We start from the raw sequence: 19,836 nt of genomic DNA, 5'->3' as shown, positions 1-19,836 counted from the left end.
GGATTCGGCCGAAACCGGCCGGGTTTACTTGCCAGAGCCGGTGGCGATGCCGGCGATGAACTGCTTCTGGAACACCAGGTAGACGATGACCACCGGGATGATGGTCACGGAGGTGGCGGCGAACAGTCCGCCGTAATCGGTGCCGTACTGGCCGGAGAACATCTTGAGGCCCACCGACAACAGCTGCTTGTCGTCATCGGTGATCATGAGGAACGGCCAGAGGTAGTCCTCCCAGTTCCACAGGAAGGTGAAGATGGCGAGCGCGGCGATGGAATTGCGGCTCATCGGCAGCACCACCTGGTGGAAGATGCGCCAGTCGCTGGCGCCGTCGAGGCGGACGGCGTGCGGGCGGAGCAGGGCATCCTCGGAGTTGTGGACGTTGAACAGCACGGGGGCGTTCTTGTTGCCCTTGAGCGAGAGCGGGGTCTTGACCCAGTAGTCGCTCCAAGCCACCTGCGAGATCTTGAAGGTGACGTTCGGGTGGATCTTCTCGTACTCGTGGAGCATGGAGATCACCGGGTCAGTGCTTTCGTCGCCCCAGGACCAGTAGCCCAGTTCGATGGGCTGGCCGTCGTTGACCAAGTGGTTGGGGTCGTAGGTGATGGTGTCGCCCATGACGGCCAGGCCCTTGTCGGCCTGGGTGTCGACGACGCCTGACGAACCGCTCGAACTGCAACCGGTTGCAAGTGCCATAATGCTCACGGTTGCAGTCAGCGCGGCGAGAGATTTCTTGATCTTCATTATCTCCCTTACTTCCTCGCAAGCTCTAAGTGAACACGGTTCAGTATACGGGTGTCGAACTAGTTCGGCAACCCGGCTTTCTCAGCCATGCAAACCGTTACATTTGCAACCTGTTACATTCCAAAGCTATTGAGACCATATTGGTCTATATTTTCGGCGTGTCGCAATATCGCAACCCATTGCACTATGACTGTCGTAAAACATACTGCAATGATTTACAATGAAGAGAAGTTTGTCACACCGTCAACTTTGAAAAACCGGGAGGGGCCATGAAAGCCAGCATCGAGGACGTCGCCAGGCAAGCAGGCGTCTCCACCGCCACGGTCTCCCGCGCGTTCTCCCGCCCTGACATGGTCTCCGCCAAAACGCGCGCCAAGGTGATGGAGGCCGCCCAACAACTCGACTTCTCGGTATCCCGCATGGCCGGCATCCTCAAATCGGGCCGCTCCCACCGCGTGGCGCTGCTGGTGGGCAGCAGCAAGCTCGACTGGTTCACCTCGCGCATCATCGAAGGCCTCAACGAAGTGCTGCGATCGGCCGGCTACGATCTGGTCATCCAACCGATCGGCGACGCGGGCGCGCGCGAGGAGTTCTTCGACGAACTGCCGGTGCGCGGCAACGCGGACGCGGTCATCGTCTCGTCGTTCGCCATCACCCCGGCCGAAATCAGGCGACTCAACACCACGCGGATCCCGCTCATCGGCATCAACACGGCCTCGCAGGGGTTCACCGCCTCCGTGGGCATCGACGACAAGGCCGGCATCCGGCTGATCGTGCGCCATCTGACCACGCTCGGCCACCGCAACCTGTTGTATTTGTACGAGACGTTCGATGCCACGATGGGCTTCAGCTCGCACAACCGCGTCACCGGATTCCTGGAGGCGTGCAGCGAACTGGACGGCGTGACCGGCCAGACGATGGACATGCAGGCCGGCGACGATCCGGTCGACGCCGCCCTCACCGCGCTGCTCGCGCGCGACGACGCCCCGACTGCCCTGTGCTTCCATCAGGATTCGCTGGCGATTCCGCTGTTCTTCCGCCTGCGCCAATGCGGCATGGCGATTCCGACCGACCTGTCCGTCACCGGATTCGACAACAGCACGTTCTCGGGCGAGGTGGGGCTGACCACCGTGCGCCAGAAGCCGTACGACATGGCCGTCGCCGCCGCGCGCAAGGCCCTGGACCTTATCGAGGGGCGCACCCTGGACCAGCCGCACGAGATCTTCCCCGTGCAACTGCTGGTACGCGACTCCACCGCCGCGCCGCGGGTGCGCGGCTGAGCGGGGCCGAATCAGTCGTTATTCGGGCCGCTGTTGTCGGACTGGGCTTTGCCGTTCCTGCGAGCTATCGCCATGAACGTGACGCCGACGATGACGGGCAGGAGGATGGCGGCGAGCGTTGCGGCGCGGCGGATGGCATCGGACGTTGCCTTTCCGGACTTGGCGTCGCCTGACTTGGCGGACGCTGCGGAATCGGCGGACTTGGCGGCGGTGTCATCGCCCTTATGCGGTGTTTCGCCGGTGAACCAGGCGGGATCGGACGGATCGTATTTCCGGGTGCCGGCCCAGTTTGCGGGCGTCGCGCCGGCGTATAGGGCGACGGCCGAGCCCTTGGCCACGGTGGCGGTGAAGGTGCCGGCCACGGCGTTGCGGCAGCCGATCATGCCGCGGATGGCGGTCCAGCGTTGCGCGCAGTGCCAGGTGCCGGCGGTTTCGATGCCGTCGGTCGGACAGGTCATGTCCGGCACGGAGGTGCGGGTGGCGCCGGGAGCGCCGTCGTCGACGCCGGCGTAGTAGTAGCCGGAGAAGATGTGCGGCTGGCCGTAATCGTAGGCGAGCATGAAGGCGTTGGCGAGCAGGTAGCTGGTGCCGTCACGGGTGGTGAGCGAGGAGCCGTTGCGCTCGGTGTCCCAGTTGGTCACCCATACGGCCGCCTTATCGGAATCCACCCAGGTCGGTCCGCCGATGGCGTCCAGGCCATCCGAACGAATCGATGCAGGCCGGCTTCGACATGGACCTCTACCTCGACTGGCGCCGGGACGGCCACCCGAACGGCTACAACCTGTTGCTGCGCAATACCGACACGCCTATGGAGCACGAAGGCGATTCCAGTTATTTCAACGCCGATTCAGGTGCCTCAATCGCCTCATTCCTCACGGAATACCTGCCGGACGAGCTCTCTTCCGACGCCGACGTGCTGCTCAGTCTTGGTGAACCGGCCGTGAGCGGCGGGCAGCTGACGCTCTCCCCGCAATCGTTCGTCGTGTTTGGTTAAACCCGTTCGACCTCACCTCCGCCGGCGAGGCTGTCGGCAAAGTCGACTGGGGATAGTCAACGGGCCATCACGACAAACACCAACACCTCTAGCCTCGTCCAACTCACCGAATGTATTGCAATCGTTGTCAATATGAGTTACGGTAGAGGCAGAACAGCTCGAACATTGGTCTGTCAGGTTGCCGGAACCTCAACGCAGAGCGGCCCTCGAACAGCAATGCAAACGACTAGCAGTACCCGATTTGCAAGCAAGGAGTCATCATGACCGACGCATACGGCAACGACGCAGCAACCAGCACCGGCACCATCGCAGACACCACCAACAACGCCGCTTCCGGTGCCCCGCAGCGCGCGGAAAGCACGGAACGACTCGCCCGCCCGCTCATCAAGCTCGCCAAAGCCTGCGGACTTGCCACCTCATTCATCGACCAGCTCGGCACCTACACCGAAATCAGCGACGCGGCCTTGGTCGCCGTACTCAAGGCCCTCGACGTGGACGCATCCAGCGACGAGGCCATCGTACGCTCCATGACCCAACTTGAGGTGGAAAACAGCAAACGTTTGCTCCCCTCCACCATCGTCGCCACCACCGGCAAACCGACCGGCATCACCCTGAACTGCTCGTCGGACGCGGCCATCACCGCCTCCATCGAACTGGAGGACGGCACCGCGTTTGGCCACTTTGCCCTGCTGCCGAACCTCAATTCCGGCAAGCCGGACTTGACCATCGCACCCGACCTGCCGATGGGTTACCACACGCTGACCGTCACGGTTGACGGGCGCGAGGGCAAGGCGGCCATCATCGCCGCCCCCGCGCGCATTCCCGTGCCGGAGGCGGTCGCCGAGCACCAGCGGTGGGGCTGGATGACGCAGATGTATTCCGTGCGGTCCCGCGAATCGTGGGGCATCGGCGATTACGGCGATCTGAAGCGTCTTTTGGCAGATGCCGCCGAGAAGTCCAAGGCCGACTTCATGCTCATCAATCCGATTCACGCCGGCGCGCCGATTCCGCCGCTTGAGCCATCGCCGTATCTACCGGAATCGCGCCGATTCCTCAACGTGACGTACATCCGGCCGCAGGATATCCCCGAATATGCCACACTGCCGGCCGACGTGCGCGCGCAGGTGGATGCGCTGCATGATTCGGTGGCCGCGCGCAACGACGAATCGACCCCGATGGACATCAACGCGGCGTGGGAGGCCAAGCGCCCGGCGCTGCGCCTGATCTTCGAAGCGGGCCGCAACAACAAGCGCGAGCTCGAATTCGAGCATTTCAAGACCACCGCCGGCCCGGACCTCGATTCCTTCGCCACATGGTGCCTGTGCTTCGAGGTATGGGGCGCGCCGTGGGGCGAGAACCGTTGGTTCTTCGAGAAGACCATCGACGACCCGGCCGTGCGCCAGCTCGTCGAGGAGCACCACGACCTGTTCGAGTTCAACCGCTGGCTGCAGTGGATCGCTGCCGAGCAGGTGAACGCCGCGCAGCAGGAGGCGCTGGACCACGGCATGACGCTGGGGCTGATGCAGGACATGGCCGTGGGCGTGCACGGGCTCGGCGCGGATGCCTGGGCCAATCCGGAACGCTTCGCCTCAGGTGGCGTCACGGTCGGCTGCCCGCCGGACTTCTATAACCAGCAGGGCCAGGATTGGGGCCAGCCACCGTTCAACCCGCGCTACCTGGAGGCCACCGGCTACCAGGTGTACCGCGAGATGGTGCATTCGATGTACGAGCACGCGGGCGCGGTGCGCATCGACCATGTGCTGGGCTTGTTCCGCCTGTGGTGGATTCCGCAGGGGCTCGGTGCCCGCAACGGCGCATACGTGACGTACAACCACGAGGCGATGTTGGGAGTACTGGCCATCGAGGCCACGCGCGCCGGAGGCATGGTGGTTGGCGAGGATCTGGGCACCGTACCGGATTACGTGCGCCGCATTCTGGCCGATCACGGCGTGCTCGGCACTGACGTGGAATGGTTCAACCGCGTGGACGATTCGCCGAACGCCGGCGACCCGTACCGCGCACCCAAGGACTATCGCAAACAGGCATTGGCCTCGGTGACCACGCACGATCTGCCACCCACCGCCGGCTACCTGAACTTCGCACACGTCAAGCTGCGCGAGGAGCTGCATCTCCTGAGCGAGCCGGTGGAGGCATTCGCCGCCTCGGCGATGGCCGAGCGCACGGCCATGATGAACCGTCTGGTGGAGAACGGCTATATCTCGCAGACCGTGGCGGATGATGTGGAAGGCCATGTGCAGGAAATCGTGGAAGCGATGCACGCCATGCTCACCGATACGCCGTCGCTGCTGCTGCAGGCAGCGCTGGTGGACGGCGTGGGCGAATGCCGCTCCCAGAATCAGCCGGGCACTTCCAGAGAGTATTCGAACTGGCGCGTGCCGCTGGCGGACAGCTCAGGCCACGTGGTACATACCGACGAGGTCTTCGACCTGCCACGCGTGCAGTCCCTAGCCGCCGTGATGCGCCGAGAGAAGCGGTGATCGATTCCGCAATGGGAAATTGGTCTAAATCGGCTTCGAGGGGCTGATTTGGCCTTTCCCGGACATCCACTTCCGCTTCAAGGGGCTGGTGCCCAAGTAGACCCAGCGCGAGAACGGCGGAATGACGTTGGCACAAAGTCGTTTGCACTTGTGGTTTCACCGGCAAGGAGCCCCTTGAAACGGAAGTAGATGTCCGGGACACCCTAAATCAGCCCCTCGTAATCGAGATAGCCGAAGACGACGACTTGTTATGGGCATGTTATCGTTGTCATGACAATGATTGTTCGCGACGGCGAAGGAGCGACGGCTATGACCAAGGCAAGCATTCAAGCGGTGGCCCGCGAGGCCGGCGTTTCCGTATCCACGGTGTCCCGAACCTTCGCCAAGCCGGATCTAGTGCTTCCAGAGACTCGAGACCGAGTGATGACCGCGGCCGAAAAGCTCGACTACTCCGTCTCTCGCTCGGCCGCCGCACTGAAGTCCGGCCAGTCGTTCCGCATTGCGCTGCTGGCCAGCGAGACCATCACCACCTGGTTCAATGCAAACATCTTCGCCGGCCTTGACTCGGCGCTGCGCCCCTCCGGCTACGACACTGTGCCCTACCCCATGCGCAACGCCGCCGAGCGCCATGACTTCTTTGCGGATTTGCCCGTGCGACGCAATGCGGATGCGGTGATTGTCAGCTCCTTCGACATTGAGCCGGCTGAAGTGGAGCGACTGAAGCATATGCACGTGCCGATTGTCGGCATCAACATTCCCTCCACCGATGGGTTCGACGCAGGCGTGAGCATTGACGATTACGCCGCCACACGTTCGGCCATCGAGCACCTGATTGCACTCGGCCACCGGCATATCGCGTTCGTCGGCAGCGCCCCGACCGAAACCAACATGCGCTACAGTGCCGAGGCTCGTTTGCAGGGCGTCATTGATGCCGCTGCCGCCCATCCGGGGATCGAGCTAACGCCCCTGAGCATTCAACGCGGTCTTGGCGAAAGCAACGCGGCATTGAACGCCGTACTGAACGCCTCCCCCAGCATCACCGCCTTCTGTTTTGAGGATGATGAAATGGCCGCACCCGTGCTGTATCGCCTGCGTCAATACGGGCGGCGGGTACCTCAGGACATCTCCATCATCGGCTTCGACGATTCCACCCTGTCCGCCGCCGTGGGACTGACCACACTGCATCAGGACCCGTTCGCAATGGGCGTGGCCGCCGGGCACATGGTATTGGATGCCATTGCGGGCAAGTCAATCGAACCGGCATTCGTACGGCCGGACACTCCGCTAATACTGCGCGAAACCACCGCGCCGCCTGCCGCAACAGCAGCGTCCGCGCAGGCGTGACTACGTTACCATCGCAAAACGCCGATAAATCGACTTTTGCATGCGTAATTCACATGATATCGTTGTCATCATCAATACAACGGTTGGGTCTTCACACAGCAGTTCGAGCACAACCGGAACAACCCAACCACAACGCACCCGGAACAGGAAGGAATCGGCATGACCGCCAACAACCTCAATGACGACTGGTGGAAGCAGGCCGTCGTCTACCAGATCTACCCGCGCAGCTTCAAGGACGTCAACGGCGACGGACTCGGCGACATCGCCGGCGTCACCGAGAAGATGGACTACCTGAAGAACCTCGGCGTCGACGCGATCTGGCTCTCCCCGTTCTACCCCTCGGATCTGGCGGACGGCGGCTACGACGTGATCGACTACCGCAACGTCGACCCGCGCCTAGGCACCATGGACGACTTCGACGCGATGGCCGAGGCCGCGCACGAGGCCGGCATCAAAGTGATCGTGGACATCGTGCCCAACCACACCGCCGACAAGCACGTGTTCTTCAAGGAAGCCCTCGCCTCCGAACCTGGCTCCCCCGCACGCGATCGCTATATCTTCCGTGACGGCCGCGGCGAGCACGGCGAACTGCCGCCGAACGACTGGCAGTCCTTCTTCGGCGGCCCGGCCTGGGCGCGCGTGCCCGACGGCCAGTGGTACCTGCATCTGTTCGACAAGGCGCAGCCGGACGTCAACTGGAAGAATCCGGACATCCACGAGGAGTTCAAAAAGACCCTGCGCTTCTGGTCCGACCACGGCACCGACGGCTTCCGCATCGACGTAGCGCACGGCCTGGCCAAAGACCTTGAATCCAAGCCGCTGGAGGAGCTCGGCCGCGAATACAGCGTGGTCGGCGTGCTGAACCACGACTTCAGCCACCCGCTGTTCGACCGCCGCGAGGTGCACGACATCTACCGCGAATGGCGCAAGGTGTTCAACGAATACACTCCGCCGCGCTTCGCCGTGGCCGAGGCGTGGGTGGTGCCCGAGCACCAGCACCTGTACGCTTCGATGGACGAGCTGGGCCAGTCCTTCAACTTCGACTTCGCGCAGGCCAACTGGTATGCCGACGAGTTCCGCAAGGCCATCGCCGCCGGGCTCAAGGCGGCGGCCGAAACCGGCGGCTCCACCACCACGTGGGTCATGAACAATCACGACGTGCCGCGCAGCCCCTCCCGCTATGGTCTGCCGCAGGTCAAGGGCGCGCCGTATCACCAGCTGCCACACGACTGGCTGCTGCGCGACGGCACCACCTACCCGGAGAACCGCGAACTCGGCACCCGCCGTGCCCGTGCCGCCGCGCTGATGGAGCTCGGCCTGCCCGGTGCCGCATACATCTATCAGGGCGAGGAACTGGGCCTGTTTGAGGTGGCCGATATTCCGTGGGATCACTTGGAGGATCCGACCGCCTTCCACACCACCCGCAACACGATGGACAAGGGCCGCGACGGCTGCCGCGTGCCGCTGCCGTGGACCGCCGCCGATGAGCCGGCCTTGGCCGATTTCAGCCGTCCGGCTCCGGCCGATGACGGTACCGGCGAAAACCATGTGCCGCTGTGCGCCGCCGGCCAGTTCGGCACGGGCGCTTCCTTCGGCTTCTCCCCTGCGGTTCGCGCCGATGGCGTGACGCCGGCCGCCGACCCGCACCTGCCGCAGCCGCTGTGGTTCAAGGATTACGCGGTGGACGTGGAGCAAGCCGACCCGGACTCGATGCTCGCGCTGTATCGCGCCGCACTGGCGATTCGCCAGGAGTCGCTGACCGCCACGCGCGACACCACGGCCGAGCAGGTGGATATGGGAGCGGACGTGGTGGCGTACACCCGCGCGGCGGTTGGCGGGCGGGTGTTCACCTCAATCACCAACTTCGGCAATGCCCCGGTCGCGCTGCCCGATGGCTCCGTGGTGCTGGCGTCCGGCCCGCTGACCCCCGAAGGCCAGCTCCCCACCGACACTTCTGCGTGGGTTATCAAGTAGATCCCTTGGAATAAGCGAAAGGCCGCCGTTCCGAATGAATCGGAGCGGCGGCCTTTTGGTATGCACTGGGGACCACCCTCAGGCGCTTACGCGCCAGCGTACTGCAACACGGACAGCCTGAAGGCTGCGATTGCCGGCTCGCTGTTCGTGCGCACCTCACCCGAGGGGAGCCAAGGAAGAATCACTGAACCTGAGCGCGGGCGATCTTACCGGTGAAGGAATTGGCCTCGTCGGCATCCTTGACGCCATCCTTGTTCCAGGAGAACATGGCGCGCAGCTTCGGGCCGACGGTCTCGATGCGCTCGTTGGAGTACTTCTCCTGCAGCTCCTTGAAGTGCGGGGCGCCGGCATCCTGGTCGTCAATGAACTCCTTGGCGAAGGAGCCGTCCTGGATGCGCTGCAGGTGGTATTCCATGCGCTTGCGGCAGTCCTCGTTGATGACGGTGTTGACGTAGTCGCCGTACTGGGCGGTGTCAGAGCAGGACCAACGAGCCTTGTTCAGACCGCCCTCGTTCATCAGGTCGACGAGCATCTTGAGCTCGTGGCAGACCTCGAAGTAGGCGATTTCCGGCTGGTAGCCGGCGTCGGTCAGGACTTCGAAGCCCATCTCGACGAGCTTGTTCACGCCACCCATGAGCACGTTCTGCTCGCCGAAGAGATCGGTCTCGGTCTCTTCCTTGAAGGTGGTCTTGATGGCACCGGCGCGCAGGGCACCGAGGGCCTTGGCGTAGGCCAGGGTCAGAGCCCAGCCGTCGCCACGCGGATCCTGCTCGACGGCCACGACGACCGGCACGCCACGGCCAGCGGCGTACTCACGACGAACGATGTGGCCCGGGCCCTTCGGGGCAACCATGAACACCGGGTGATCCTCAGACGGCTTGATGTAGCCGTAGTGAATGTTGAAGCCATGAGCGAACGCAACAGCAGCACCCGGCTTGATGTTGGGCTCGATGTCGTTGGCCCAGATGGTGCGCTGGTACTGGTCGGGGGCCAGAATCATGATCACGTCGGCCTCGGCGGAAGCCTCGGCCACGGACTTGACCTCGAGGCCCTGCTCCTTGGCGAAGTCGACCGACTTGGAGGTCGGACGCAGGCCGACGACCACGTCGACACCGGAATCGCGAAGGTTCAGCGCGTGGGCGTGGCCCTGGGAGCCGTAGCCGATGATTGCGACCTTCTTGCCTTCGAGAACAGAGAGATCACCGTCGTTCTCATACCAGATCTGTGCTGCCATTATTGGCACTCCTTTTCAGTAGTGGGTTGTGGCGCCGCTGGGCGCCGGGGGTATCTACGGTGTGCAGATAAGTCCTGTTTTGCGAGGATTGTGTCCTTCAAACCGAGTTCAATCCTACCGAGAACGCCGTCGCAGCCCCGCTGGAGTCCACAACGTGAGCTAGGTCACTATTGGAGTATGGACAGCCGTGTGCAGAGAACGATTCTCGATAACAACTCTGCACCCTTTTGAACAGAATCGCACAATCCCACATATGGGGAAAGGCTGAGATATCAACGACCTTGCATATTCGGTGTTCGTTTGCCTGCAAGAAATCAGCGCATAGTTGTTATTGAGAATGATTCGCTGCGCGCAACAACACAAAACCGCCGCTCCCGTATGGGCGGGAACGGCGGTTTGCTAGCTTAAATCCCCTTCAGGGGCGACAATCACTGAACCTGGGTACGAGCAATCTTGCCGTTGAAGGACTCGGTCTCATCCTTGTCCTTGGCCTCGGCGTTATTCCAGGAGAACATGGCGCGCAGCTTCGGGCCAACGGTCTCGAGGTGCGGGTGAGAGTACTCTTCCTGCAGCTTCTTGAACTTCGGAGCGCCGGCAGCCTGGTCATCCATGAACTCCTTGGCAAAGGAGCCATCCTGAATGCGCTTGAGCTGGTACTGCATGCGCTTCTTGGTCTCCTCGGTGATGACGGTGGAGGTGTAGTCGCCGTACTGAGCGGTGTCGGAGCAGGACCAACGAGCCTTGTTCAGACCACCCTCGTTAGCGAGGTCGACGAGCATCTTCAGCTCGTGGAACACCTCGAAGTAGGCGATTTCCGGCTGGTAGCCAGCCTCGGTCAGCACGTCGAAGCCGAGGTCGCACAGGTGGTTGATGCCGCCCATGAGGACGTCCTGCTCACCGAACAGATCGGTCTCGGTCTCCTCGGTGAAGGTGGTCTTGATGGCGCCTGCACGCAGAGCGCCCAGAGCCTTGGCGTAAGCCAGGCACAGCGGCCAAGTCTTGCCGTCCGGGTCCTGCTCAACAGCAACGACGACCGGGACACCACGGCCAGCGGCGTACTCACGACGAACGATGTGGCCCGGGCCCTTCGGGGCAACCATGAACACCGGGTGATCCTCAGACGGCTTGATGTAGCCGTAGTGGATGTTGAAACCGTGGGCGAAGGCCAAGGCAGCGCCCGGCTTCAGATTCGGCTCAATGTCCTTCTTGTAGACGGCTGCCTGGTACTGGTCAGGCAGAAGAATCATCACAACGTCAGCCTCGGCAACGGCCTCGCCAACCGGCTTGACCTCAAGGCCCTGCTCCTTGGCGAACTCCACGGACTTGGAGGTAGGACGCAGGCCGACGACCACGTCGACACCGGAGTCACGCAGGTTCAGCGCGTGGGCGTGACCCTGAGAACCGTAGCCCAGGATAGCCACCTTCTTGCCATCGAACACGGACAGATCGGCGTCCTTCTCGTACCAGATAGTTGCTGCCATTTTTGGCGCTCCTTTTATTTATTTGTTTATTTATGGGGTTGATTTTTTCTTGCGTTCTGCGGGGTTTCGCTGAGCGATATTCTGTTGTGGCTTTCCTTGTGGGCTTTTCCGATATGCAGGTTTAGTCCCGTCGCATCGGAAAAGCCCTGTAGGGGTTCACTTAGTGGAATTAGGGGTTTTCACGTTGTGAACATCGTCACTTGGTAAAGTCAACGTCCTTAGTCTCCTTGCAGGTGAGCACGGAGACGAGGCAGCACACGGCCATCACGGCAAGGTAGAGGCCCACGGAGTGGACGCCCCAGTGGGAGCTCAGCCAAGTGGCGATGGTCGGCACGAAAGCCGCGCCGACGATGGCGGCCAGGTTGTAGCCGATGCCGGAGCCGGAGTAACGCACGTTGGCGTCGAACAGCTCAGGCAGGAAGGCGCCGATCGGGCCGAAGGCGATGCCCATCAGGGCAAAGCCGACGCACAGGAACACCATGTTGGCGAAGAAGTTCTTCTGGCCGACCAGACCACCGTCCAGCAGGAACGGGAAGAGTACGGCGAACACCACAAGTGCGCAGGAGGAGAAGGTCAGCACGCGACGGCGGCCGATCTTGTCCGCGTACAGGCAGGACAGCACGATGAACAGGGCGAACACGCAGATGGAGATCATGAGCATGAGCAGGTATTCCTGGTTGGTGAAGCCAAGGTTGCCGCCGCCTTCGCCCTGCTCCTTGGTGCCCCAAGCGAGGGACCAGGTGGCGAGCGTGTAGAACAGCGTGTAGGTCACGGCCACGAGGAAGGTGGCCTGCAGCACCTGACGCCAAGACTTGCGGAAGACCTCGGTCAGCGGGGACTTGACGACCTTCTTCTGCTCCTGAGCCATACGGAAGATCGGGGTCTCCTCCATGTGAACGCGAACCACGAGGCCGACGATCACCAGGATGGCGGACAGCAGGAACGGCACACGCCAGCCCCAAGCCAGCATCGCGTCCTGATTGTTGAAGGATTCGAGCACGAAGTAGGTGCCGTTGGACAGGAAGAAGCCGATCGGGGCACCGAGCTCCGGGAAGGAGCCGTACAGTGCGCGCTTGTCTTCAGGCGCGTTCTCGGTGGCGACCAGTGCCGCGCCGGACCATTCGCCGCCCAGGCCGATGCCCTGGATGAAACGCAGCAGGCAGAGGATGGCGACTGCACCAACGCCGACCTGATCGTAGGTGGGCAGGCAGCCAATCAGGAAGGTGCCGACACCCATGGTCATCAGGCTGACGACCAGCGTGGTCTTGCGGCCCATGCGATCGCCGAAGTGGCCGAAGATCAGCGAGCCCAGCGGGCGGGCGATGAAGGCGACGGCGAAGGTCAGCAAGCTCATCAGCAGTGCGACGGTGGGGTTGTCCTTCGCGGAGAAGAAGATGTGCGGGAAGTAGTTTGCCGCGGCGGTGCCGTAGGCGTAGAAGTCATAGAATTCGATGGCGGTACCGACCATCGACGCGGCGATCACGGTCTTGACCGAATCGCGTACCAAGGTAGCGGCTTTACCTGCCGCCTGCCCTAAGCCAGTCTCTTCGACTGCTGCAGTCATTGTTACTCCTGTTTTGCTCTCGTTCACTCTCATCGGCGGGCGATTATTTCGCCCCACAGGGAGGTTGTTGTTCTGTCGCTGTGTTGTTGCCGTGTACTGTCCGCTACCGTTTCCGTCTGCGGGATTCTGCCGTAAGCCTTGTGAGCGCAACAAAAAAAGCCCCGCATCATGCAGGGCCGTGCCGATTGTGTCAGCTTGATTGGCCCTGCCTTCGTTGACGGGGCTTCAAGCATCAGTGCCGAATTAGTCCGCCAGCGAAGACGGGCTAATAATTCGTGCGGATACAAACGCAGAAGCATTGAATCCAGTCATCGCGTGGCCTCCTTTCGGTATTTCCTCAGGCCGTTCGACCTGAACTGGAATGTAAACATAGGTTTGGCTGTCTTGCCAATCCAGCAAGGGTTCACATTGTGGACATTGTGACGTAGGAGTCATGTGAGATGGGTGACTGTGGGCGGCCGTGACTCGGCTCCCCTCAGTCGCCTACGCCGCCAGCTCGGCCGCAATTACAGACGGGCTACCGCCCGCAGTCTGCCTGCTCGCCTCCCGGCTCGCCTTCGCCTACAAACAGTCCACCGGACTGTTTGCTTCACAGCTCAGCCTCAGAGAGGGGAGCCAAGATAGGAGTCACCGGGTGGTTTCGCCGGGGATGAGGGCTACGGGGATGACTTCTTCGGGAGTGGGTTGGGTGTCAACGTCCGAAGCGCTATCGTTCTTGGACGGAGAGGCGGGGCCACCGTCGGCGGCGATCTGTGAGTCCATGCGGACGGCGAGCGCGGCGGCGATGGCCGGGAAGTCCTGTCGAATCGCGGTCAGGCGTTTGCCGGCGGTTTCGGCCATGAGAGTGCCGTCATAGGCGATGACTTGCAGATCAGCAGGCACCTCGATACCCCGGCGTGAGGCTTCCTGCAATGCCACGGATGCCACCACATCGGAGCCGACGATGGCGTCGACATCGGGATACCGCTCGAAAATGGCGCATGCGGTGGCTTCGTGGGCGGCGATGTCGGCCACGGCGCCGGCTTCCACGTAATCGCAGGCAATGCCGGCATCGGCCAGCATCCGCTCAACGGTGAGATGGTAGCGAATCGTGGGGAACGTGGTGGCCGCCGCGAACTGGGAGCGCGGGCCGCCGACGAGCACCACGTGGCGCGCTCCGGAATCGATGAGCTGGCGAGCAATCAGACGGCCGCCCTGTTCATGATCAGACCGGACGACCGGCACACCCTCACCGAGCGTGCGGTCGAAAGCGACAATCGGCCGATGGATGGAGGTCCAGTAGTCGGCCGGATGCTCGGTGTGGGCGGCCATGATGATGCCGTCCATCATGTGCCGCTGCAGCATATCGACGTATTCGACCTCGCCTTTGTCCGCATCGGCGGTGGAACACAATAGGGTTTTGAGGTCGCGCGCGGCGAACTCGCGCTGCAGATGCGCGGTGAGTGTGGAGAAGAACGGGTGGGCGATGGTCGGCATGATCACGCCGATGGTGTTGGTGCGGTTCCGGTAGAGGTTGCGGGCCAGCTCGTTGGGAATGTAGTTGAGCTGGCGCATCGCGGACTCGACTTTGGCACGCATATCAGCCGAGACGTAGCCGGTGTTGTTGACCACCAACGAAACGGTGCTTAAGGACACCCCTGCCGCTTTGGCTACGTCGCGCATGCCGACCATGGTTTTGCTCCCCTGCGAGTACTGGACTGGATCACTGCTGACCAGTGTACTCGAACCGGTTTATTATTCGGCAGATTTGGTGGTGAGGGTGATGATTCCGGCCAGCAGCACCATGACGATGGCGGACGGGAAGAGCAGGTAATAGCCGAAGCTGTGCTCGAAGGCGTTCACCAGTAGCGCGCCGATGATGGCGGCGAGCGCCAGACCGGCCGAGTTGGCGAGCGCATAAATGCCGAGGTCGTGGCCGGCTCGGCGCGGGTCGGGCAAAGAGTCCATCACCAGTTCAAGGCCGAGCGAATCGTAAATGCCGAAGGCGAATCCGGAGATCAGCGCAAACAGCAGCATGCCGTTTTCACGGGCAGTGCCGGTGGACCACACGCCCAGCCCCCATGCGAGCGCCAAACCAGCGGCATACAACAGGCAGGCACCGGCCACCGCACGGGCCACGGGAATGTTCTTTTCTTCAATCGATTCGGAAATCGGCCCGGCGGCCCAGGAGGCGAGCGCGGCACCGATCAATGTGGCCACAGCCATACCGGCAATGAGGAATCCGGCCGGAATGGTCAGCGGCGCGGACGTAAGTACCACGGCCTTGCCATAAACCCAGAAACGTACGAGATACCACAGAAACACACCGGTCAGCCCAACACCGGCCATCATGCACGTACGGGCGGCGAACACCCGGGAGAACTCGGGAGCGTGGGCCGGCGGGCGCAATTGGTCAAGTACCTGACTGCGGTCAAAAAGCTGGTTCGGCTGCTCAGCGCTAGAAGGCTCCTTGGGCAGAATCAATACGGTGGCAATACCGGACACTGCAAATAGCACGGCGGTGTAACTAAACGGCGCAAACGAATTGAACATCACACCAAGCGCACCCATGCACACGCCAAGCGCTTGGCCGAGCATCACACCGATGCCATGCCAGCGTTCGATGCGAGGGCGGAACTTGTCGGGCACCCGTTCGCTGATGGCGCTGGTCAACGGCACGGAAAGCATCGCATAGGCGAACTGTAGGAACACCCAGAAAATACAAAGCACAATGATGCCGATATTCTGCCCCAGAATCAGCGTGATCAGCGCGCACAGCAGACCTCCGCCAACCATCCACGGGGTACGACGGCCCAATGGCGTGCGTGTGTGGTCGGACAACACTGAAATCAGCGGCATCGCAAACATGGAGGCCACTACGCCGACAATCACCAACACGGCCAGGGGCATCGCCAATTCGGTGGCGACGGGCAACGGGCGGCCAGTGGCCGGATTGATGGCGATATGACCGGCAACAGCAGTGTCATAGCCGAACGTACGCGCAATCGCGTTGGGCATGGCAATGGTGTTCAACGCCACCCAAGGTGCGCCGACCAGAATTGAAGCAGCGAAGAAACCCCAGTTGAGTCGGGAGACCTGACCTGCGGTAGGGCGTTGGCCATTGACGGCGACCATGGGATCGCGCATGTCGAGGTAGGCGGACGACATATCCGGCGCGGGAGTGTCCACACTGGCGGCTGCAGCAGCGGCTGCCGAAGAACCGGCGGAAGCCAATCGCACAGCCTGGGCCTCAGGCTGGTCCGCAGAGGCTTCGGGCGGGCGGCGGCGATTCTTGATGGCCAGTCTGGCCACGGCGGCTTTGTCTTCGGGACTTAGGACCTTGTCCAAATCCGGGCGATCATCAATACCCGGACGCACATACGGTTCCAACATGATGCTGCTCTTTCTCTGTTCTGCTGCTCGTCTCGTCGATTCCGGCGGGATGCTTGGGCCGCGCCCGCAGGAGCATGACCTTCAACCCCGCATACGCAAAACCGCCCGGGCGCACTGGCTTCAGTGCACTGCGGGCGGTTTGCTCTCCATGAACCCAGCTTACGCCGGGCGCACTACTTGGAGCGCGCACAGCGGAGTGGCGTTTATGGGCCAACGGTTAGTCGATATCGGCAATCGGCGGGTTGGCGAGCAGATCGCGGGTTTCGTGGTCGCCGGCGGCATCGCTCCAGGCAAGGCTGGCAACCGGGGTGGTGTTGTCTGTGCCGAGGCCGCGTCCGGGCTCGAAGGTGAGGGCGGCCGTGGACGTGCCGTCGGCGGCGGTCCAGCGGAAGGTGATGGACGTGTCGCCATCGACCTCGTAGCTGGACTCGCCATCGAATGCAGGCAGTTCGTTGCGGAACTTGGCCAGGGCGTTCAGGGCCTTGACCACCGGGCGTTCGAGGTTTTCATCGATTTCGGCGGTGGAGTAGTAGTGGCGGTTGATGTCGCGGCCGTTGTTGGTGCGGCGCAGCAGTTCCATGTCGTTGCGGCCGGCGAGCGCGCCCACGTAGTAGACCTGCGGCACGCCCGGCAGGAAGAACTGCACGGCGCGGGCGGCCAAGTAGTGCTGGTCGTTGCAGCCGAGGGCCGAGTAGTACGTGGAGTTGACCTGGTAGAGGTCGAGGTTGGACGCGGCGGCACCGGTGGCGGCCTGGGATTCGCCGTGGGTGTTGGCATGGATGGTGTTGACCAGGTTGTCGACGTCCTCGTCGGGCACGAGGCCCTTGAGGGAGCGGTCGAGCTGGTCGGAGCCGATGTCGATCACGCCGATGCCATCGTGCGTATCGAGCACGGTGACGGCGTTGTTCGGGCGGATCTCGGTCCAGTGGGCCACGGGTTCGACGTGACCGGTGAACAGCGAGTGCAGAAGCAGCGGCGGCAGGGCGAAATCGTAGACGCGGTCCACCTTGGAGGCGATCTCCACCTGCTTCTTGTAATAGCTGTGAACCTCGATGAGGATTTCAAGGCCGCGCTTGACGCCCTCCTCGCGCAGACGGGAGATGAGCTTAAAGGTCTTGGGGGTCATGAAGCAGCTGGTGCCGGCTTCCTTGGCGCCGTAGCCCACGGCGTCGAGACGGATGTAGCGCACGTGGCTGGCGGCCATCTGATCGAAGATGGACATCAGGTATTCCCAGCCCTTGGCGGAATCAGTGTCGATGTCCACCTGCTGCGGGGTGAAGCTGACCCATACCAAACGGGTCTTGCCGCCGAGGTTGTAGTGGGTGAACGGCAGGCCCGGGCGCGGGCGGTAGATGCCGGCCAGTTCCTCTTCGGTGGCGCCGTTCGGGAAGACGGAGCTCATGGTCAGAAACATCGGGTAATACTCGGATTCCTCACCTTTTTCAAGCACGTCTTGGAACTGCTTGGATTCCCAGCTCATGTGGTTGACGATGGCATCGACCATGATGCCGTGGGTCTTGGAAAGTTCAGCGACGTCGTCCCAGCTGCCGAGACGCGGGTCGACTTTGGTGTGGTCGATCGGGTCGAAGCCTGCATCCGCACCATCGAACGGAGTGAAGAACGGCAGGATATGCACGCCGTCATACACGCCGTCGAAGCGGGTGCGCAGGATGTCGGTCATCGAGCTAAGAGTACCATCGCCGAGACGATCGGCGTAAGCGATGAGCTGCACTTTGTTTTTCATGGGACCTCCCTTGGTTCATGGATGCAGGTGCAATGTGTACGCAGTGCATGCGTACTTTTACATACTTATACGTATCGAACCGGTTTGATATTACCTCGAAAGGGACGTTGATGTCCAGTAATACCGCAAAATGCGCGTGTCGAACCGGTTTGATGCGGTGTTCTACACAACCCAGCCTGTCCGACCCCAATGTGTCCGTTTCTGCAAAATCGGACATCCAAACATCTCACGCATCACACATGACCGATTCTCCGGAATCGGACACACAGAACACTTTTTTCGGAACTCAGACGTCCGATTCGGCAGAATCGGACACATGTGCACAAGTCGGATGATGAGCACGACCATCGACGGGCGTCCGCCGGTTGTGGACACCGCTGAAATCGATGAGATCCACACCGGGCACACGCATGAAGACACGCAGCATCAACGCGTGGTATCGCCTGGCACCAGCGTCATGGGAATAAGCACGTTCGGCTCGAACGGCTTGGGGATGTCCCTGCGTGAAGCGTTAGCCGCGGCCACTTCCTCATTGGCAATAGCCTGCACGATATGGTCGGCCGTCGACTGTGCGCTCGCCGAGAAATCCTGCGCGACCGCGGTCAGCTTCATGCCGGCCAAATCAGTCAAATACGTACCATCGTAGGCAACGATCTGCAGCTCGTCAGGAATGGAAATTCCGCGGCTCAACGCTTCGCGCACGCAGAACGACGCGCCAATATCGGAACTGACCACGGCATCGACGCCGTCGGTCGTCACCTTGTCGAGCGCATTGCTGACCGCACGATGATAGCCGGCAAAATCCATCACTTCGCCAGCTTCAACATACTCGTATTTCACGCCTGCGGAGGTCAATTCCTGTTCCAACGTGAGGTAGTAGCGCACCGTCGGGAACGTGGTCTTTCCCAAATCGAACGGTCCTTCCTCGACTTCTCCGCGCGCAGCCAAATCGAAGAATTGATCTCGCGGACCGCCAATCATCACCACATGTTTGGTACCATTGCGGATCAGCATCTGCGCAATCAATCGCCCACCCTGCTCGTGGTCGGATCCGATCGACGAAATACCGTCTCCAAGCACACGGTCGAACGCGACGATCGGGCGATGAATCGACGTCCAATAATCGCCGGGATGCGAAGTGTGCGCACACATGACGATGCCGTCCATCATGTGCCGACGCAACATGTCGACATACTGGATTTCGCCGTCCGCCTCATCTGCGGTAGAGCACAACATAGTGCGTAATCCTTGCGCGGCGAGCGCATGCTGCAGATGTGCGGTAAACGTTGCAAAGAACGGGTGGCGGATGGTGGGCACGATGACGCCGACCAGATTCGTACGATCATGATACAGATTGCGGGCAAGCTCGTTCGGCACATAATTGAGCAGTTGCATGGCTTTGCGCACACGTTCGCGCATGTCATCAGACACGTACCCGTTGCCGTTCACCACCAGCGAGACGGTGCTCAGAGACACCCCGGCCTTCTTCGCCACATCGCGCATGCCGACCATGATCGCACCTTCCCCGTCATCACTGTTCTATCGCCGTATTCTCACGTGCTTACCACGAAATATTACATTCATTTACATTCTCTCGAACCTGTTCGACA

At 61.8% G+C, this 19,836-nt stretch carries 14 protein-coding genes; 5 read left to right on the top strand and 9 right to left on the bottom strand.

Annotated features, from left to right (window positions below; translation table 11 throughout):
* Positions 1-24: 24 nt before the first annotated feature.
* Complete coding sequence (locus tag AB5287_RS06450; protein WP_007051643.1) at positions 25-741, bottom strand: carbohydrate ABC transporter permease; 717 nt, start codon at positions 739-741, stop codon at positions 25-27.
* Positions 742-1,010: 269 nt separating this feature from the next.
* Between AB5287_RS06450 and AB5287_RS06445 the strand changes: the two genes are divergently transcribed.
* Positions 1,011-2,021 carry a LacI family DNA-binding transcriptional regulator gene (locus AB5287_RS06445; RefSeq protein ID WP_007051644.1) on the top strand — a complete coding sequence of 337 codons (1,011 nt, stop codon included), beginning with the start codon at positions 1,011-1,013 and terminating at the stop codon, positions 2,019-2,021.
* Between the two features lie 11 nt (positions 2,022-2,032).
* Here AB5287_RS06445 and AB5287_RS06440 read toward each other — a convergent pair whose 3' ends face one another.
* Entirely contained in the window at positions 2,033-2,689 is a 657-nt protein-coding gene (locus AB5287_RS06440) for a hypothetical protein (RefSeq protein ID WP_007051645.1), read from the bottom strand.
* Between the two features lie 44 nt (positions 2,690-2,733).
* Here AB5287_RS06440 and AB5287_RS06435 point away from each other — a divergent pair, with 44 nt between their 5' ends.
* The 4 genes from AB5287_RS06435 to AB5287_RS06420 all read left to right on the top strand — a co-directional run bounded on the left by AB5287_RS06435 (position 2,734) and on the right by AB5287_RS06420 (position 8,831).
* Positions 2,734-3,015, top strand: a complete 282-nt coding sequence (locus AB5287_RS06435) for a hypothetical protein (protein WP_007055544.1) — start codon at positions 2,734-2,736, stop codon at positions 3,013-3,015.
* 260 nt (positions 3,016-3,275) lie between these two features.
* Positions 3,276-5,513, top strand: a complete 2,238-nt coding sequence (gene malQ / locus AB5287_RS06430; RefSeq protein WP_368220957.1) for a 4-alpha-glucanotransferase — start codon at positions 3,276-3,278, stop codon at positions 5,511-5,513.
* Positions 5,514-5,822: 309 nt separating this feature from the next.
* Entirely contained in the window at positions 5,823-6,857 is a 1,035-nt protein-coding gene (locus AB5287_RS06425; protein ID WP_007051648.1) for a LacI family DNA-binding transcriptional regulator, read from the top strand.
* A gap of 159 nt (positions 6,858-7,016) precedes the next feature.
* Positions 7,017-8,831, top strand: a complete 1,815-nt coding sequence (locus AB5287_RS06420) for an alpha-amylase family glycosyl hydrolase (RefSeq protein ID WP_368220954.1) — start codon at positions 7,017-7,019, stop codon at positions 8,829-8,831.
* 181 nt (positions 8,832-9,012) lie between these two features.
* On the opposite strand, the gene ilvC (AB5287_RS06415) is transcribed toward AB5287_RS06420, so the two are convergent.
* The 7 genes from ilvC (AB5287_RS06415) to AB5287_RS06385 all read right to left on the bottom strand — a co-directional run bounded on the left by ilvC (AB5287_RS06415) (position 9,013) and on the right by AB5287_RS06385 (position 19,738).
* Positions 9,013-10,065, bottom strand: coding sequence for a ketol-acid reductoisomerase (gene ilvC / locus AB5287_RS06415; protein WP_007051650.1), 1,053 nt, complete (start codon positions 10,063-10,065; stop codon positions 9,013-9,015).
* Between the two features lie 428 nt (positions 10,066-10,493).
* Entirely contained in the window at positions 10,494-11,546 is a 1,053-nt protein-coding gene (gene ilvC / locus AB5287_RS06410) for a ketol-acid reductoisomerase (RefSeq protein WP_007054663.1), read from the bottom strand.
* 196 nt (positions 11,547-11,742) lie between these two features.
* Complete coding sequence (locus tag AB5287_RS06405) at positions 11,743-13,110, bottom strand: MFS transporter (RefSeq protein ID WP_013582327.1); 1,368 nt, start codon at positions 13,108-13,110, stop codon at positions 11,743-11,745.
* Between the two features lie 627 nt (positions 13,111-13,737).
* A complete protein-coding gene (locus tag AB5287_RS06400; RefSeq protein ID WP_347047152.1) occupies positions 13,738-14,781 on the bottom strand; it encodes a LacI family DNA-binding transcriptional regulator in 1,044 nt (347 codons plus the stop codon).
* Between the two features lie 63 nt (positions 14,782-14,844).
* Positions 14,845-16,482, bottom strand: coding sequence for an MFS transporter (locus AB5287_RS06395; RefSeq protein ID WP_349046513.1), 1,638 nt, complete (start codon positions 16,480-16,482; stop codon positions 14,845-14,847).
* Positions 16,483-16,699: 217 nt separating this feature from the next.
* Positions 16,700-18,226, bottom strand: a complete 1,527-nt coding sequence (gtfA, locus tag AB5287_RS06390; RefSeq protein WP_368220950.1) for a sucrose phosphorylase — start codon at positions 18,224-18,226, stop codon at positions 16,700-16,702.
* A 426-nt stretch (positions 18,227-18,652) separates the two neighbouring features.
* Positions 18,653-19,738, bottom strand: a complete 1,086-nt coding sequence (locus AB5287_RS06385; RefSeq protein ID WP_038426243.1) for a LacI family DNA-binding transcriptional regulator — start codon at positions 19,736-19,738, stop codon at positions 18,653-18,655.
* Positions 19,739-19,836: the final 98 nt, after the last annotated feature.

It is taken from the genome of Bifidobacterium sp. RTP21102st3_E2_RTP21102_210122 (assembly GCF_040916945.1).
Taxonomy (GTDB): domain Bacteria; phylum Actinomycetota; class Actinomycetes; order Actinomycetales; family Bifidobacteriaceae; genus Bifidobacterium; species Bifidobacterium longum.
Note: the sequence above shows the minus strand (reverse complement) of the source record. Positions and strands in the feature narration are given on the sequence as shown.